The organism is Enterococcus termitis, from assembly GCF_001730305.1.
Lineage (GTDB): Bacteria > Bacillota > Bacilli > Lactobacillales > Enterococcaceae > Enterococcus_L > Enterococcus_L termitis.
Map to the genome: position 1 here is coordinate 275,123 of NZ_MIJY01000001.1, position 16,796 is coordinate 291,918.

The 16,796-nt window shown below is 37.3% G+C and carries 17 protein-coding genes; 15 read left to right on the top strand and 2 right to left on the bottom strand.

Annotated features, from left to right (window positions below; genetic code table 11):
• The first annotated feature begins 13 nt into the window (after nt 1-13).
• The 6 genes from BCR25_RS01305 (at nt 14) to BCR25_RS01330 (ending at nt 5,166) form a co-directional block, all read left to right on the top strand.
• Entirely contained in the window at nt 14-1,078 is a 1,065-nt protein-coding gene (locus tag BCR25_RS01305) for a hypothetical protein (RefSeq protein ID WP_069661795.1), read from the top strand.
• Between the two features lie 151 nt (nt 1,079-1,229).
• Nucleotides 1,230-1,517 carry an SHOCT domain-containing protein gene (locus tag BCR25_RS01310; protein WP_069661796.1) on the top strand — a complete coding sequence of 96 codons (288 nt, stop codon included), beginning with the start codon at nt 1,230-1,232 and terminating at the stop codon, nt 1,515-1,517.
• 412 nt (nt 1,518-1,929) lie between these two features.
• Complete coding sequence (locus BCR25_RS01315) at nt 1,930-3,129, top strand: MFS transporter (RefSeq protein ID WP_069661797.1); 1,200 nt, start codon at nt 1,930-1,932, stop codon at nt 3,127-3,129.
• 69 nt (nt 3,130-3,198) lie between these two features.
• On the top strand, nt 3,199-4,365 hold the full coding sequence (locus BCR25_RS01320) for a M20 metallopeptidase family protein (protein ID WP_069661798.1): 1,167 nt from the start codon (nt 3,199-3,201) through the stop codon (nt 4,363-4,365).
• Nucleotides 4,366-4,494: 129 nt separating this feature from the next.
• Entirely contained in the window at nt 4,495-4,746 is a 252-nt protein-coding gene (locus tag BCR25_RS01325; RefSeq protein ID WP_069661799.1) for a hypothetical protein, read from the top strand.
• 63 nt (nt 4,747-4,809) lie between these two features.
• A complete protein-coding gene (locus tag BCR25_RS01330; protein ID WP_069661800.1) occupies nt 4,810-5,166 on the top strand; it encodes a DUF2200 domain-containing protein in 357 nt (118 codons plus the stop codon).
• Nucleotides 5,167-5,253: 87 nt separating this feature from the next.
• Here the strand turns inward: BCR25_RS01330 and galE are convergent, their stop codons facing one another.
• On the bottom strand, nt 5,254-6,243 hold the full coding sequence (galE, locus tag BCR25_RS01335) for a UDP-glucose 4-epimerase GalE (protein ID WP_069661801.1): 990 nt from the start codon (nt 6,241-6,243) through the stop codon (nt 5,254-5,256).
• Nucleotides 6,244-6,411: 168 nt separating this feature from the next.
• Here galE and BCR25_RS01340 point away from each other — a divergent pair, with 168 nt between their 5' ends.
• The 8 genes from BCR25_RS01340 to BCR25_RS01375 all read left to right on the top strand — a co-directional run bounded on the left by BCR25_RS01340 (nt 6,412) and on the right by BCR25_RS01375 (nt 14,209).
• On the top strand, nt 6,412-7,923 hold the full coding sequence (locus tag BCR25_RS01340; RefSeq protein ID WP_069661802.1) for a hypothetical protein: 1,512 nt from the start codon (nt 6,412-6,414) through the stop codon (nt 7,921-7,923).
• Nucleotides 7,924-7,968: 45 nt separating this feature from the next.
• The gene (locus tag BCR25_RS01345; protein ID WP_069661803.1) at nt 7,969-8,646 is read left to right on the top strand and encodes an enhanced serine sensitivity protein SseB C-terminal domain-containing protein; all 678 of its coding nucleotides are present in this window, start codon (nt 7,969-7,971) and stop codon (nt 8,644-8,646) included.
• The gene (locus BCR25_RS01350; protein WP_069661804.1) at nt 8,647-8,958 is read left to right on the top strand and encodes a hypothetical protein; all 312 of its coding nucleotides are present in this window, start codon (nt 8,647-8,649) and stop codon (nt 8,956-8,958) included.
• Nucleotides 8,959-9,348: 390 nt separating this feature from the next.
• Nucleotides 9,349-10,647, top strand: coding sequence for a PTS sugar transporter subunit IIC (locus tag BCR25_RS01355; RefSeq protein WP_379974915.1), 1,299 nt, complete (start codon nt 9,349-9,351; stop codon nt 10,645-10,647).
• 93 nt (nt 10,648-10,740) lie between these two features.
• A complete protein-coding gene (locus BCR25_RS01360) occupies nt 10,741-11,007 on the top strand; it encodes a hypothetical protein (protein WP_069661805.1) in 267 nt (88 codons plus the stop codon).
• Nucleotides 11,008-11,029: 22 nt separating this feature from the next.
• On the top strand, nt 11,030-12,145 hold the full coding sequence (locus BCR25_RS01365) for a DUF871 domain-containing protein (protein ID WP_069661806.1): 1,116 nt from the start codon (nt 11,030-11,032) through the stop codon (nt 12,143-12,145).
• 25 nt (nt 12,146-12,170) lie between these two features.
• On the top strand, nt 12,171-13,298 hold the full coding sequence (gene anmK / locus BCR25_RS01370; RefSeq protein WP_069661807.1) for an anhydro-N-acetylmuramic acid kinase AnmK: 1,128 nt from the start codon (nt 12,171-12,173) through the stop codon (nt 13,296-13,298).
• A gap of 59 nt (nt 13,299-13,357) precedes the next feature.
• Nucleotides 13,358-14,209 (top strand): MurR/RpiR family transcriptional regulator, encoded by an 852-nt coding sequence (locus tag BCR25_RS01375; protein WP_069661808.1) that lies wholly within the window; start codon nt 13,358-13,360, stop codon nt 14,207-14,209.
• A 60-nt stretch (nt 14,210-14,269) separates the two neighbouring features.
• Here BCR25_RS01375 and BCR25_RS01380 read toward each other — a convergent pair whose 3' ends face one another.
• Complete coding sequence (locus BCR25_RS01380) at nt 14,270-15,298, bottom strand: lactonase family protein (protein ID WP_069661809.1); 1,029 nt, start codon at nt 15,296-15,298, stop codon at nt 14,270-14,272.
• 189 nt (nt 15,299-15,487) lie between these two features.
• Here BCR25_RS01380 and clpX point away from each other — a divergent pair, with 189 nt between their 5' ends.
• Nucleotides 15,488-16,738, top strand: a complete 1,251-nt coding sequence (gene clpX, locus BCR25_RS01385; RefSeq protein ID WP_069661810.1) for an ATP-dependent Clp protease ATP-binding subunit ClpX — start codon at nt 15,488-15,490, stop codon at nt 16,736-16,738.
• Nucleotides 16,739-16,796: the final 58 nt, after the last annotated feature.

The window sequence follows — 16,796 nt, forward strand, 5'->3', positions numbered from 1 at the left end:
AAGGAGAAGAAAGATGAAGCAATCTTATTTACTTATCAGTTCCATCGTAGGTGTACTGATTGTGCTTTCCGGATGTAAACCAGATCAAAGAGAAAGTACACATTCATCAACTGAAACGGCTAAGACAGCAATTTTTAACTCTACGACAAAAGAAACAACTTCATCAAGTAAAAAGGAAATAACTGGACAGACAAATGATCTCGTATTCGAAGATACTTCCTATAACTATGATGTGGTAACTGGTGCGACTCAAACGACCTTTGGCTCAAATCCTAAGCCGATGTATACGTACGAAGAAAAATTGAAAAAAATGTTTTGGTCAAATCAGCCGCCGCTTGGCTTATTAGAAGGAAATTATTTTACAAATGAAGGCTATTTTGATGTAGGGAATAAAGGCATCGTGGAAATTGTGACGGATGAAAACAGTAAGATCATCAATGTTGAATTCAATGAATATGGTGCTGAAAATTATTATGAATCAACATATGCAGGAGCGAATAAACGTTTGTCGGACTATGCTTTTTTTCAAGCTCAAAATCCAAGAACTGATGCAACATTAGTAACGGTGGTCAATGGAATTACTTTTGTGGAGCAGCAAATGCGAGAAGAAAATCGAATCGACGGCAATTTTAATACAGTAAAAGGCTCTTCGACGAGTGCACGTGAAGGACTGATGGCTATCGCAGCTGAATTGGCAGATCAAATTCGTAAACCTTCAGCTACAAAATATATTGGCTATGCGCAAGATTTCGGTGATGGATTGATCGGCAGGATTCAATTAACGGTAACAGATGGCAAAATAGATACGGCTCGTTATGATGAATATTTTGCAGACCAGCCGGAGCAAATCAAATCAGAGCAGTTAAAAAAATATTATCGTCAATCAAAGTATTTTTCATTGATCTACAACCAAGAAACGGGCAATGACTTTATCACGTTTGCGGATGCATTGACCCAAACCATCATTGATCAACAATCATTAATGATCAAAGATAATGAACTAAGCCAACATCCATCTTTTGCTTTATATGAAAAGCTGATCGAGCATATTGATACTGATTTAGTAACACGAAAATAAGTAGAGGGAAGACTTCTGATTCTGTGATTATTGAGATTTTGAGTGTTGAGGACATCACTTATAAAGAGAGGTCTTCGACACTTATTTTTCGACACACTTTTGACATATTTTACTTTTATAATAAGTAAAAACAAGTTAGGAGCGATTTATAATGGGCGATTGTTCAAGTTATTTTAGTGGAGGACATGGGATGATGCGTGGAAATATGTTTGGAATGGGCTTTTTTTGGTGGATATTGATCGTAGTTGCAATTATTGCAGTGATTTATCTACTTAAAAATAGAACGTCTCAACAAGAGGAACAAGGAGCTGTACCAAATCAATATACTGAAATCCCTGATTCTCACAAGAATGCGTTCGATCTGTTAGATGAGGAATTTGCCAAAGGAACGATCACAGAAGAAGAATACCTGCGTAAAAAAGAACTATTAAAGAAATAAACTCAGTGTGAAGGAGATAAACTAATCGTTTGGCTTCATGCTCAAATAAAAACAAATGATGGACAAATGCTAGATCTTGAAATGAGTCGCAGATCACACTTATTTCCAAGAAAACGATCAGCTTTGTACCATCTTTTTTTACGTAGAATAGAAGCTTGAAATCGATTAATGTGTCTGCTAAGAAAACTATTTCATTCATTTTTTTTTAATAATATCTTCATGCAACTCTTTTTTTTCGTTAAGTAATAGATTATACTATAGGAATGAGCAATTATTTTAAGAGAGAAAAAAGTGTTCGTATGTTCTACGTTACTTTGAATGATTCAAAAGATGAGTGATTTAGTAAAAAAGACAGGCACGTTTTTTACTCATATAGAATATGCTTGGAGTTTTATTGTTTAAGGAGGCATCTATGGAGAACAAAAAATCAAAAAGGACAGGGCTGTTATTAGCTGCTCTATTTCTAGGGTATACGATGGTCTACATCGACAAAATATCAGTGGGGTATTCACTGATCCCGATTTCAGAAGAATTTGGATTAGATCCGGCAGCAAAAGGGATGATTATGAGCGCCTTTTTCTTAGGTTATGCACTTATGCAGATTCCTATGGGCTTAGTGATCAACAAAGTCGGTTCTCGGATCGTTTTGATTCTATCGATTTTGGGAATGGGATTGTTTTCTTTATTATTTGGGTTTGGAACATCATTGATCATGTTCATGTCTTTACGTTTTTTAACAGGATTATTAGCTCATTCAGGTTATGCATCTTCAGCAAGTAAAGAGATCACCATGAATTTTGCTCCTGAAAAACGTACCTTTGCACAAGGTCTGTTGTTATCATCAGCTGGTGTAGCAGGATTTATCGGTCCATTAGTTTTATCACCGATCATTACAAAAGCTGGTTGGAAAAATGCTTACTTGATTTTGACAGTGGTCGCTGTTTTGATCGCTATTTTTCTTATAGTCGTTATTCCCAAAAATGAGAAGCAGCAAGAATTGACTGCAGCTGCTGAGAAACAGACGAATAAGTTATCTATTTGGAAAATTTGGTCAGATATTCGAGTGTGGATTTTATTCTTCAGCTCATTTTTCATTAATTGTATATTGTATGGTCTTTCAAATTGGCTGCCAAGCTTTTTAACTGAAGCACGCGGCTTAGATCTAAATGGAGCTGCCTTGATCAGCAGTGTTGGTGGTTTTTTCATGCTGATTGGTTCAATTGGCGGTAGTTACGTGGTTGGCAGGTTCTTCCAAAATAGAGAAAAAAGTGTTGTAGCTATTACGGCGATTTTAGGAACGTTAGCAACCTTTGCTTCTTATTTTATTGGAAATCTTGTGTTGCTGGCGCTGGTTATGGGATTGGCAAACTTCTTTTTGATCATTTCATTTGTATCTATGATGAGTATCCCGTTAAAAATATTTGAGGGAGCTACATTTGCACCTAGTTACAGTACACTTGCAACAGGTGGTATCCTTGGCGGATTTGTTGCACCCACGTTGATTGGTGAACTAGTTGAAGCTTCAGGAGGACAGTACATTTCTACCTTCTATTTCTTCCTAGTAGTTGGGTTGTTGACCGCTGGTACCATTTTATTTATTAAACAAAAATAAAATAATAGCTTTTATCGTCTGGTTCAGGCAAAATAACTATAGAGCCAGATTTTCAAAGGAGGAAAAATCATGACGAACATCCAAGAACAAATGCCTCAAACTGAGATGGTAAAATGGAGAAGACATTTACACCGTCATCCAGAATTATCATTTCATGAAGTAGAAACAGCAAAATATATTCAAAAAGTTTTAGCTGATTTTCCTAATTTAGAAGTCAGCTCTTTGACTGAAAATAGTGTTATCGCTATTTTGAAAGGTAGCAAACCTGGAAAAACGATTGCATTGAGAGCAGATATCGATGCATTACCGATCACAGAAGAAGCCGATGTTGATTTTCCATCGGAGAATCCTGGCGTGATGCATGCTTGTGGACATGATACACATACTGCCATGCTTTTAGGGGCAGTTAAAACATTGTCAAGCATGCAGGATAAAATTGCAGGAACAGTGAAATTTATCTTTCAACCGGCAGAAGAAGAGCCGCCAGGCGGAGCAAAATTGTTGGTTGAAGCAGGTGTAATGGATGATGTAGATATGGTGTTTGGTTTGCATATTGCACCAAATATTCCAGTTGGCATGATTGGTACGAGAAAGGGCGCAGCAAGTGCTTCTTCTGATGTCTTTACACTTAAAATCCAAGGGAAGGGATCGCATGGATCGACACCAGAACTTTCGATTGACCCTATTATGATCGGTGTAGAAATCATCAACAATTTAAACAATATCGTTTCACGTAATATCAGTCCTTTTTCAAATGTAGTTATTTCTATCGGAGAGTTTAATGCTGGGAAAACGGCTAATGTTATTCCGGATACTGCACAAATTCAAGGGACCATCCGAACGAACGATAAAGAGCTTCGCCAGTTTGTCAAACAGCGCATCGAAGCAATCATCGATAACGTCTGTGATATGTATGGTGCGGCGTATGATTTAGATTATTTACTAGGTTATAGCGAAGTAAACAACGATAGCCATGCCACTGATTTAGTTTTGGCGGCAGCTGAAAAAGTCGTTGGAAAAGAGAAAATATTTGAAGCGCCTAAAATGATGGGCGGTGAGGATTTTTCTGCTTATACAGATGTAAAGCCAGGCTCATTCTTTATTTTAGGAGGAGGAACTGCAGCTGAAGGCTGCGGCTACATGAATCATCATCCTAAATTTAAAGTAATGGAAGACTGTTTTAAAACAGGTGCAGCAATGCATACTCAAATTATTTTAGATATTTTAGGACAATAATGCGTCTAAGTAAATGTAGAGCAAAACTAATCTTTAGTTCTGCTCTACATTTTTTTAACTAGTATTTTGTTAAAAAATTTGGCACAATAGAAGATAGAAAATGGCGAAAAAAAAGATGGGTAGTGGAAAATGTTGGGTTTATTGATTGTGTTGCTGCTAGTAACATTATTTACTTTAACTTTAATCATAAGTAAAAAAGAAAAACAGCCGTATACTAAAGTCGAACAGAAGAGCGTTCGAAAGATGACTTTAGATGAAAAACTTGAATTAGAGAAAAAAGAGAAGCTCCAGCAAGTAGCTTTATCTTTAAAGCAACTGGAACAAAAAATGATCAATCAAATACTGGTGAGCTTGAAAGAATTGCGTGAAAAGCAACAATAAAGTTATTTATATAGACTTAGGATATGATAAAGATAAAGGAATAGAAAGAAAGGATGAAACAGCATGACTGAAAAAAGACCAAAGATTTTTGGAATGTCCTTTGCCTCGGTATATCCGTTATATATACAAAAGGTAGAAAAAAAAGACCGAACAAAAGCGGAAGTGGATGAAATTATTTTTTGGCTGACCGGATATGATGAGAAGTCCTTAGAGCATCAAATAGAAACAAAGGTGAACTTTGAACAATTCTTTGATGAGGCACCACAATTAAATCCTAATGTTTCATTGATCAAAGGGGTTATTTGCGGCTATCGAGTGGAAGAAATAGACGATCCGTTGATGCAAAAAATTCGCTACTTAGATAAGCTGGTTGATGAACTGGCAAAAGGAAAAGCGATGGAAAAAATATTAAGAAAATGAAACCGTAAAAGAAATTGCTACAGAATAAAAGAGCTTGAAGGATAACATAAGGGTTATGCTTCAAGCTCTTTACTTATAAGCTAAATACTATTTTTCATAGCCATTCAAATGTGTTGTATGCCAAGACCAAGCACTTTCAATAATCGAATCCAAATCAGTATGGTGCGGTGTCCAGCCTAAGATATTCTTGATTTTTTCACTTGAAGCAATCAAAGAATGCGGGTCTCCGTCTCTACGTTGACCGTAAGTAACGGGTATTTTCATTTTCGTATGTTCTTCAATTTTTTGAATGATTTCTAGAGTTGAAAAACCTAAAGAGCTGCCGACATTGAAGATAGTACTGTCATTTCCTGCCAATAAATAAGTCATTGCTAATATGTGGGCGTCAGCTAAATCGACTACATGGACGTAATCTCTAACAGTAGTCCCGTCTAATGTATCGTAATCATTCCCAAATATAGTAATGGATTCTCTTTTTCCCATCGGAACTTCCAAAACAATAGGAATCAAGTGTGTTTCAGGACGATGATCTTCGCCAATGATTCCAGTTAGATCCGCACCAGCAACATTGAAATACCGCAAAACGACATAATTGATGCCATAGGCTGTATGACACCATTGAATGATTTTTTCCATCATATATTTGCTCTCACCGTAAGGATTTTTAGGAACACTTGGAGAATCTTCTGTAATGATTTTTTCGGTTGTATCGCCGTAAACCGCAGCGGTCGAAGAAAAAATAATTGTTTTGACAGCAAATTCATTCATTACTTCTAAAAGCGTAATCAACCCAGAAACATTATTGTTAAAATAAAGTAATGGATCTTTCATTGATTCTTCTACAGACGAATTAGCAGCAAAATGGAATACAACATCAAACGAATAATCAGAAAATAATGATTTAAGTAAGGGTTTATCTCGAACATCACCATTGATAAAGATTGCTGACTCAGTGACAGCCATTTCGTGTCCTGTTTGCAGGTTGTCGAGGACGACTATTTGATGTTCAGTACTTGCTAGCTGTTTAACAATATGGAAACCGATGTAGCCGGCTCCTCCAACGACTAAAATATTCATGATTTTCCTCCCTGGTAAAGCATAGAATGATGACGACTGTTATGTTTAGTATAGATGAAGAGAATTATCTAAGTCATATATAATGCTTATGGGTAATAAAATCTTAACTATTTAAGTATGTTAAAATAAAAGGGACACTACTATGAAAATGAATTAAGAGGGAATGGAATGAACCAATGGTTGGTATTAAAAGTAGAGCAGTCTGAAATAAAGAACCACGCAGAGGCAATTAAGTATTGTTATCAAAAAATCATCTTTAATCAAGAGGCTATAGAAGCATACATGGATTGTCTTTCTAAGTTGTTAAAAGAAGAAACACCTAAACATTTTATTAACACATTTAAACAGCTGCGTTCTTTTTCCTATGGACGAAGTGCGTGGCGCTGGTTGGACATCAATGAAGATATCCTCCATGATTTGCCAATTGAACCACCTGCTGTCTTTTGGTGTTGGCTGATTTGTCACCCTAATGGATTTGTTAGAGAACTTGCTATAAAGAAACTGCGTAACTCAGATACACCACAATGTTTGCGTTTTTTTCTAGTTACGTTGAACGACCATATTGATTATTTGAGAGAGCTAGCGGTGGAGAGAATTACCAAAGATCATCAACAACTATCGACAGATGAATTGTTTTTTTGTCTTCCGTTGATCGATCGTTTGAAAACGTTGCTTTATAAGGAAAATCAAATAATTTATGCATTATTTCAGCAAGAGTTGCTAAGTCAACCTCAATTACTACTAAACGCACAAGCAGATTTGGATCGTTTTATCGCAAGATCTGCTTTTCAGTGGAGCTTTTTATTGGCTGACTCCTATAGAAAACAAACATTGAAAAATGGACTTAAAAATAGCGATCGAATGATTTTAATCTGGACATTTCGGGAGCTTCAAACAGAGGCAAGATGGGAAGAAAGTTATCTAGATGAACTTTTAGTTCATCCGCATTTGGTGATTCGTAAACTAGCATGTGAATGGTGTTATAATTACCATTCAGAAGATCCGCGGATGCTTGAAAAATTGTTAGACAATGCAACAGCTATCAAGCAGCTAGTGCTAAAATATGTCCAAAGGGATTTCCCAAAGTTCGATTGTCGAGCCTATTATTTAAAATATATCAGTACTCAACCAACTAATGCTATTCATGGATTAGCATTGTTACAAGATATTAGGGACAAGGATCAAATGCTTGAATTCCGTCACGCGAAACAAAAGAAAATCAGATTGTCTGTGCTGAATTGGGCGGCTTGTTTACCATTGGAGGAACAGTTGCCTATATATATTGAATACTTATCTGATTCATCGAGAGACGTAAGAAATAAAGCAGTAGAACCTTTGATCCAGCACTATTCATTAGCTATTAAAGAGCTGCTATTACCATTATTTAAAACAAAAAAAGAACCTTATTTTCAATTACTCATACTTAACATTTTAGAAGCACAAAATAGGAGAGATTATTTCTTTGATTTCCTTACGTTGTACAAAGATGCTGCGGATACCCGAGTAAAAGATGAAATTGAAAAAAGGCTTAGAAGTTGGTGTTTGGCTTGGAATCAGCGTTTCTTCTTAAGGTTTAGCTTGAAAGATAAGATAGAAATAGCCTATTTGGTCAATAAAAATCATGAGCACTATTCTGCTGAGTTTATGAATAGGATATTGGACGTCATAAGAAAAAAATAATAAGTGGACTGATTTAGTTCATCTAAAAAGAGGAGCTGAGAAACAATGTTTCGTTTATTTAAAAAAGAAAAAAAGATAGAACCTACTCAATTTTTTGATTTTCCCAGAAATGAAGAGGGGATAAATAAGGTCATTGACTGGCTTAAAACTGCTTCAGAACTTATTGTTGATATAGACCAAACGAATCATATCTACGTAAGCACTACCTCAGAGGGAAAAACGTTCTTGTCTGTTTATACAGATGTTTACCAGCGTGTTCCAGCGTATAAAAAAAATGATCGTTTTATTACACTTGATTTTGCTGGCATAGTGTCTATTTTTGAGGAGAACATGGGGCTAGATTTTCTTTGGTTAAACCCAAACTCTGACAGTGTTCAGTTAAATCGCTCGGTTTTTACAGCGCATTATAGAGTCGAGAAAAATAGTGAAATCCAAATTGGATTGCCGGCAGAGCGACCAGTTGCTATCATTGATTTTCTATTAGAATATGCGCAAAACGAACCATCTATTCGCCGAATCTATTTAGGTTTGATGCGGAACAAGCAAGAATTCAGCTATGTTGTTTTTATAGATAGTGATAATGCAAAGGCGATTGTTCCTGAAATAGGTCCCAAAATAGGCGAGCTATGTTTGGCTGATGACACGCTTTATCCAGTTGATTTTATTTATGATAACTTTTTAAATGAAGACCAATACTTGATTTATGTAAATGGAGTTGATTAAATGAACCATCACAATCACAATTTAAATATTCACTACAGTTTGCCTGATGAGTATTGGGAGCGTTTGGCAAAACTTTATGAGGAAATGCCTCAATGGAGCGGTTATCTTAATGGTGTTCCTACATGGTTTGCTAATGAACGAAACGAGCAGATTATTGAGGTTTCTGTGGAACCTAGTGGTCTTCAATTCTATGCATTATTGCCGGATGAAGAGTGGGCTGCTTGGTTCAATCTATTTAAAGAAAAGGCGACAACTGTACTTGGTTTTGAAGTTGGAGAACCCGAAGACGGCATTGAGTTTTTTTATGTATAGTATAGAAAATAGACACTATTTATTGGAATTTAGCGTGTGGAGCAAAACAGTTTTTCGTTTTTGTTTCACACGTTTATTTTTTATTAAATGAAATTTTATTTCGTTTTTTATGTAAAAATGTTGAAAAAAAGTTCTTTAGCTGTATGATGGGTTTGTCGATAAGAACGAGCACTTTATCGATACAGCTGAAGGCGAAATGAATCGCAAGAATTTGAAAAATGAATGGGGAGGGAAATGAGCAAAAAAGCTTGTAGGCTTGTACCTGCTTGGGAAAAGCCTTGGCTTCATTAGATGCTGAAAATGTAGAAGTTTGATGCAATTATGTAGTTGGATTTTTTTGTAAGGGCTTTATGTAAGGGGTTTATAAATTATTATAATGCAATATAGGAGATGAAAATAGTGAAAAAATTTACTGAGTTTATTGAAGTTCATTTAGCTGGACCAATGGCTAAATTGGCAAATCAGCGGCATTTACGGGCAATAAGAGACGGAATCATTGCAACCTTGCCATTGATCATCATTGGGTCATTTTTCTTGATTATCGCATTTCCACCATTACCTGCAAGTTGGGGAGTGACGCAATTTTTAACGTCAAATGCAGCAACGATTTTGTTGCCCTATCGAATGACGATGTATATCATGACACTTTATGCAACATTTGGGATTGGTGCAAGTCTATCTAAAACCTATAACTTAGATGTGATTTCTGGTGGTATTTTATCCACAATCGCATTTTTACTAACATTTGTTCCAGTAAACATTCCAGCTGAAGCATTAGATGCTGCAGGAACTGCCGGCTTTGTTTTACCGATGGCCAATTTAGGCGGCGGTGGAATGTTTGTAGGGATCATTACATCGATTTTGGCTGTAGAAATTTATCGTCTGACAGACAAATCAAAATTTAAAATCACGATGCCAGAGCAAGTACCACCAGCAGTGGCTCGCTCTTTTGAAACATTGACGCCCACCTTGATCGTTATTTTAGGAATTTCCACATTGACGTACTTTGTAGGCTTTGACTGGCATTCAACGATTTCAAAAATTGTAAGCCCTTTAGTTAGTGCTGCGGATAGTTTACCAAGCGTGTTGTTATTGATTTTCTTGATTACGTTCTTTTGGTCGTTTGGGATCCATGGAGTATCGATCGTTGGCTCATTAGCTCGTCCACTATGGCTGCAACTGTTAGATGGAAATACAGCTGCGATGGCCGCTGGTAAAGAATTGCCAAGTATTGCAGCAGAACCATTTTACCAATGGTTTATCTGGATCGGTGGTTCTGGTTGTACGATCGGTTTGGCACTGTTACTTGCATTTAAAACGAAATCACAATTTGCATCAAAATTAGGAAAAGCAACATTAGCACCAGCGATTTTTAATATCAATGAACCATTGATTTTCGGAACGCCGATCGTATTAAATCCGATTTTGATCATTCCATTTATTTTAACACCAATGGTCACAGCAACGATTGCTTGGTTTGCCACACAATTAGGCTTAGTTAATCGGGTGATCTTTACAGCACCATGGACACGCCCTGGTCCAATCGGCGCCTATTTAGCAACGGGTGGAGACTGGCGGGCAGCTGTTTTAAATATTATACTAATCGCTATCTCAGTGGTGATTTATTATCCATTCGTGAAAATTTATGACAATAACGAATTAGAGAAAGAACATGCTTTAGGAGAATAAATGAACGAAATGTAACTGGCGATCAAAATGAAACTATCATTCATTAGATTTCCAGTTACTCGTTTTGATGGTGATTGGAGGAGGAAAAGACAGATGACAAAAATTTTGTTTCTAGTGACTAGTCTTGTTTTTATTGTTATTGGTATCGTGCTTACACATTATTTAAAGAAGAAAAAATGGTTGCCTAATCGTTGGCTGATCGGTTGCCTAGTCTTTTTGATTGCGTTGATCCCAAGCTTAATGTTTCCAAATATGCCTCAAGGGATCAGACAAGTCATCTATGGGATAAGCGGTGTTCTGGCTGTGGTCTTTTTCGAAAGCAGTCGTTTGGCAGCTGAACAAAGAAGCCAACAAAATTGAAACATGAAATGGAGCAAAATACATGAGAAAACTAGGAATTTCAGTTTACCCCAATCATAGTAGTGTCAAAGAAATCAAAGCCTATATGGCGTTGGCTGCAACATATAATTTTAAACGAGTTTTTATTTGTCTCTTGTCTGTTGATGAAGGTAAAGATGAGATTGTCGCAGCATTCAGAGAAACGATTTATTTTGGCAAATCGTTAGGAATGGAAGTTATTGCTGATGTGAGTCCGAAAGTGTTTAATGAACTTGGAATCAGTTATGACGATTTATCTTTTTTTAAAGAATTAGGTGCGGATGGAATTCGTTTAGACATGGGATTCACAGGGAATGAAGAATCTATTATGAGTTTCAATCCCCAGGACTTAGCGATCGAGTTAAACATTAGTTCAGGAACACGTTACTTAGAAAATATTTTAAGTTACCAAGCGAATGCGGATAAACTTTTAGGCTGTCATAATTTCTATCCTCATCGATACACCGGTTTAAGCTATGAACATTTTATAAAAACGACAGCGGATTACAAAGAGCAAGGCATCAGGACGGCAGCGTTTATCAATTCTCCTACAGCTAAAATTGGGCCGTGGCCTGTAGAAGAAGGCTTGTGTACGTTAGAACTGCATCGAAACTGGCCGATCACCACACAAGCAAAACATTCATGGGCGACCAATTTGATCGATGATGTGATCATAGCGAATGCTTTTGCTTCTGAGGAGGAACTAAAGGCACTAAGTGAATTAGATCCTTACCGTTTGACATTTGACTGCGTAATTGAAGAAGCGACACCTGAGACAGAACGAAAAATTATATTGGAAGAGTTTCATTTTAATCGCGGGGATGTTTCTGATTATGTTGTTCGCTCTACACAAAGTCGGGTAAAATATAAAGGGCATGCGTTTACTCCGTTCAACACTGTTGACATGGAAATAGGAGACATTATTATTGAAACGTCTTTATATGCACATTATGCAGGGGAACTGCAAGTGGCGTTATTGCCGATGGAAAACTCTGGAAAGTCAAATGTTGTTGGGAAAATTACGACAGCGGATCAAGTGTTGTTGCCTTATTTAAGACCGTGGCAGAAGTTTGGCTTTCATGAAGTACATCTAAAAGAGAATGCAGACAGTCAAAAATAAAAACAGTATAATAGAGGAGACTAAAATGGTTTATGCAGTGGGCGTAATGTCCGGAACATCTTTAGATGGTATCGATGTCGCTTTGGTAGATATCAGCGGCAAGGACGAAATGACAAAAGTCAATTTGCTGGAGTTTTCGACTCTCCCATTCAAAGAGACAACTTTGCAAAAAATTCGAGAAGCCTTATCACTAGAAAAGTCAGATGTTGAAAAAATCTGTTCATTGAACGTTGAATTAGGCGAGCTATTTGCCCAAGCCGTTTTAAACGTTTGTAAAAAAGCAGGAATCAATAGTGAAGATGTAGCGTTTGTTGGCAGTCATGGTCAAACGTTGTTTCATATTCCAGTTGAGAGAAAGCCCTTTGTGGCTTCGACCTTGCAAATTGGCGATCCAGCAGTCATCTGTGAACGGATAAAAACCACAGTTGTTTCGAATTTTAGAGAACGAGATATGGCAGTTGGTGGTCAGGGAGCGCCGATTGTTCCTTATTCAGAATACGTGTTGTATCAGAAAAAGGGCGTCACAAGACTACTGCAAAATATCGGCGGTATCGGGAATGTCACTGTACTTCCTAAATCTGGCAAATTAGCAGATATGATTGCTTTTGACACTGGACCAGGAAATGTTATCATGAATGAATTGTGCGTTCATTTTTTTAATCAGGAATATGATGAAAATGGTTTTTACGCAGCGCAGGGGACAGTGGATCAAGCGTTGTTGGATGAATTGATGGCACATCCCTATATTAAAAAGCCATATCCTAAAACAACAGGACGTGAAGACTTTGGAAAGCAATTTACGGCTTCGTTGCTGGAAAAATGGACATTAACCCCTCAGGATTTTCTAGCAACGGCGACGATGTTTACCGCAAAATCTATTGCCTTTGCTATTCGACCGTTTATTCACGGTCAGACTGAATTGATTATTGGTGGGGGAGGGAGCTACAATCCAACCTTACTTTCAATGATAAAAAGAGAGCTGCCGGAAGTTTCTGTATTGATTCAAGAAGAGATTGGATTTTCATCTGAAGCAAAAGAAGCGATCTCAATGGCTGTTTTGGCAAATCAAACGATCCAGCACAGTATTGGAAATGTACCAAGTGCAACAGGTGCAAAAAGAGCTGTCCCGCTTGGAAGTATTACTTACTATTAAAAATATGGGCGAATCTAATGAATTCGCCTTAATGTACATAATAAAAAGGAGGGTAGCCAATGAGTGGTGAAAATATTCAAGGTAGAATTATCAGCATACTAGATACGCTGCCAAAATCAGAGCAGAAAATTGGCAATACGATCTTACAAGACCCTTCAAAGGTCATTGATATGACAGCCGCAGAATTAGCGAATCATGCTGGAACGAGCCCGGCAACAGTTATTCGTTTTTGTAAGAAAATCGATGTACCGAGCTTTACTCAATTAAAAGTCCGTTTGTCAGCAGAAATCGAAGTTCCTGTTTACGAAGGCTATTCTGATATTACGGCAAATGAGTCTGTCGATGAGATCAAGTCGAAATTATTAGGCAATGCCTATCAATCAATGCAGGAAACAGTTGCATTATTGAATGAAGAACGTGTAGAAACGATTGTTGATCTACTACTCGCTGCTCCGATTATTTATGTTTTTGGCATTGGCGCTTCATATTTGGTAGCAGAAAACATTGCACAAAAATGGAATCGTATTGGCAAAACGGTGGTTTGTGTACAAGACTCACATGTTTTAGTCACTATTTTAGTGTCAGCGCCTAAAGAAGCCCTTTTTTTCTGTATTTCTCATTCTGGAGAAACGAAAGAAGTTTTACGTTTAGTCGATGTGGCGCAAAAGCATCAGTTAAAAACGATCGGTCTTTCTCAATTCGGCAATAATACCTTGACGAACAAAGTGGCCTATTCACTACAAACAGTACGTTCAAATGAAGCCGTTCTTAGAAGTGCTGCAACTACGTCGCTGCATGATCAATTCATTGTTGTTGATGTGTTGTTCTATGCATACGCCTCACGTAATTTTGACCGAACCTTGGAGATGATTCAAGAATCTAAAGCAGAGGTTCGTACCTATGAACAATAAAGAAAAAAGATGGATCAAAAGCGCACAACGCTCTAGTCCATCTTTTTTTCTCAACTATTATTATTTAAAATAAACACAGACACACTCAGGTGCATAAACATCTTTTTGAATCATTTCTAAAAGACCTGTTTCCTCATCACGACGGTAAAGTGTTAAGTTATCCGTATTTTGATTTGCTGCTACAACAAACTTACCAGAAGGATCTAAATCAAAATCTCTAGGAATTTCACCTTCTGTTGAAATCAATTGCACTCGTTCAATACTACGGCCGTCTTTTGCAACAGCATAGACAGCTATTGAATCATGGCCACGATTGGAAGCATAAACAAAGCGACCATCAGCAGAAATACGAATTGCTGCACCACCGTTGAACTCGTTGAATCCCTCTGGCAATGTGGATACTTTTTGAACTTGTTCGAAAGAACCATCTTCTGCGTTGTACGCTAAAACAGTTACTGTACTATCTAGTTCACCAAAAAGATAAGCAATTTGATTATTTGGATGGAAGACTAGATGACGAGGACCGGTTCCAGGTTCTGCAACATATTGGGCGATTTCTGATAATTTGCCTTCTGCGCTGACATCATACGTATAAACACGGTCTGTTCCAAGATCACAAACGACTAAACGACGATCAGGCGTTAAATCAGTGTAATGAACATGGGCATTGTCTTGATTTTCATGAGGACCTGTTGCTTCGTCATGAACGATCTTATCTGCATCTACTAAGCTGCCGTCAGCTAAAATACGGTAAACGTGAACGATTCCTTGATGGTAGTTTGCACCAAAAACTAATTGTTTTTCTTCATCAACTGCGACATAACAAGGAGGAGCGCCTGCTTCTGTTACTTTATTGATCAAGTCAAAATGTCCATCTTTTGCTGAGTAAGCGGCCATTCCGCCCTCTCCATCAACTGATGTGACATTGAAAAGAGCTCCTTTTTCGTCGACTGCCAAGTAGGTTGGACTCGTTTCTTCTACTACTAAAGTAGCTTCAGAGAGTTGTTCTTTTTCAGTATCCAGAGCGATTTGATAAATCCCCTTACTCACTCGGCGAGTATATGTCCCTAATAAAATGTGTTCCAGCATGAAATTCCCTCCATTTTTACTGCTGTTCAGCAAAGAAACAGCGAATCATTTTTTCTATTTCAGTATAACATAAGAATTCCTTTATTTATAAAATCTTTACAAATCCAACGTTCGCATTTTCACTTGTTTTGTGCTATTATATTCTAAGACTGTATGGACAGTCATTTTTAATTTAGAGGGGTGACATGCATGTACGATAACACAAATAACAATGGTGCAGTTCGCTGTTCTTTCTGTGGTAAAACACAAGAAGAAGTGAAAAAGATCGTCGCTGGACCGGGTGTTTATATTTGTAACGAATGTATCGACTTATGTAAAGAGATTATTGATGAAGAATTTTACGATGAAGCCGTACGTGAATTAACTGATGTCCCAAAACCTCAAGAAATTTTGGATGTCTTAAACGAATATGTAATTGGACAAGATCAGGCCAAGCGTTCATTGGCAGTTGCTGTCTATAATCACTATAAACGTGTAAATCAATCAGAAAATTCAAGCTCTGAAGATGTAGAATTACAAAAGAGCAATATTTGTTTAATTGGCCCAACGGGTTCTGGGAAAACATTTTTAGCCCAAACATTGGCTAGAACATTAAATGTACCATTTGCGATTGCAGATGCAACAAGTTTGACTGAAGCAGGATATGTGGGAGAAGACGTAGAAAATATTCTACTGAAACTATTACAATCTGCTGACTTCAATGTCGAACGTGCTGAAAAGGGAATCATCTATATCGATGAAATCGATAAAATCGCACGTAAGAGTGAGAATGTTTCGATTACACGAGACGTCTCTGGTGAAGGTGTTCAACAAGCCTTGCTTAAAATTTTGGAAGGAACTGTGGCTAGTGTACCGCCTCAAGGAGGACGCAAACATCCACATCAAGAGTTTATCCAAATCGATACGACGAACGTGTTGTTTATCGTGGGCGGAGCCTTCGATGGGATTGAAAATATCGTTAAAAACCGTTTAGGTGAAAAAACGATTGGTTTTGGTACAAACAATAGCAAAGTCAACGAAAACGAAAGCATCATGCAGCAAATCATTCCTGAAGATCTATTGAAATTCGGATTGATTCCTGAGTTTATTGGACGTTTACCAGTTACTGCAGCGTTAGAAAAACTAACAACCGATGACTTGGTACGTATTTTGACAGAACCAAAAAATGCATTAGTCAAACAATACCAAAAATTATTATCTTTAGATGATACCGAATTGGAATTTGAATCAGAGGCTTTACGTGCAATTGCAAACAAAGCAATCGAACGTAATACAGGAGCACGTGGCCTACGTTCGATCATTGAAGAGATCATGATGGATGTGATGTTTGAAGTGCCGTCTGATGATACGATCGAAAAAGTGATTATCACAGAAATGGCAGTAGATGGCACAGGAAAACCTGCGATCATTTACGATAAAAAAGATAAAAAAGCAGGCTAATACTGTCATAGACAAAAACAGTTAGCGGTGTTTATATGGCGAGACGGAAGCAGCTCAT

Bases quoted from the DNA above. Each gene is read 5' to 3' on its own strand.
- BCR25_RS01305 (WP_069661795.1), top strand. From the start codon at position 14: ATGAAGCAATCTTATTTACTTATCAGTTCCATCGTAGGTGTACTGATT.
- BCR25_RS01310 (WP_069661796.1), top strand. From the start codon at position 1,230: ATGGGCGATTGTTCAAGTTATTTTAGTGGAGGACATGGGATGATGCGT.
- BCR25_RS01315 (WP_069661797.1), top strand. From the start codon at position 1,930: ATGGAGAACAAAAAATCAAAAAGGACAGGGCTGTTATTAGCTGCTCTA.
- BCR25_RS01320 (WP_069661798.1), top strand. From the start codon at position 3,199: ATGACGAACATCCAAGAACAAATGCCTCAAACTGAGATGGTAAAATGG.
- BCR25_RS01325 (WP_069661799.1), top strand. From the start codon at position 4,495: ATGTTGGGTTTATTGATTGTGTTGCTGCTAGTAACATTATTTACTTTA.
- BCR25_RS01330 (WP_069661800.1), top strand. From the start codon at position 4,810: ATGACTGAAAAAAGACCAAAGATTTTTGGAATGTCCTTTGCCTCGGTA.
- galE (WP_069661801.1), bottom strand. From the start codon at position 6,243: ATGAATATTTTAGTCGTTGGAGGAGCCGGCTACATCGGTTTCCATATT.
- BCR25_RS01340 (WP_069661802.1), top strand. From the start codon at position 6,412: ATGAACCAATGGTTGGTATTAAAAGTAGAGCAGTCTGAAATAAAGAAC.
- BCR25_RS01345 (WP_069661803.1), top strand. From the start codon at position 7,969: ATGTTTCGTTTATTTAAAAAAGAAAAAAAGATAGAACCTACTCAATTT.
- BCR25_RS01350 (WP_069661804.1), top strand. From the start codon at position 8,647: ATGAACCATCACAATCACAATTTAAATATTCACTACAGTTTGCCTGAT.
- BCR25_RS01355 (WP_379974915.1), top strand. From the start codon at position 9,349: ATGAAAATAGTGAAAAAATTTACTGAGTTTATTGAAGTTCATTTAGCT.
- BCR25_RS01360 (WP_069661805.1), top strand. From the start codon at position 10,741: ATGACAAAAATTTTGTTTCTAGTGACTAGTCTTGTTTTTATTGTTATT.
- BCR25_RS01365 (WP_069661806.1), top strand. From the start codon at position 11,030: ATGAGAAAACTAGGAATTTCAGTTTACCCCAATCATAGTAGTGTCAAA.
- anmK (WP_069661807.1), top strand. From the start codon at position 12,171: ATGGTTTATGCAGTGGGCGTAATGTCCGGAACATCTTTAGATGGTATC.
- BCR25_RS01375 (WP_069661808.1), top strand. From the start codon at position 13,358: ATGAGTGGTGAAAATATTCAAGGTAGAATTATCAGCATACTAGATACG.
- BCR25_RS01380 (WP_069661809.1), bottom strand. From the start codon at position 15,298: ATGCTGGAACACATTTTATTAGGGACATATACTCGCCGAGTGAGTAAG.
- clpX (WP_069661810.1), top strand. From the start codon at position 15,488: ATGTACGATAACACAAATAACAATGGTGCAGTTCGCTGTTCTTTCTGT.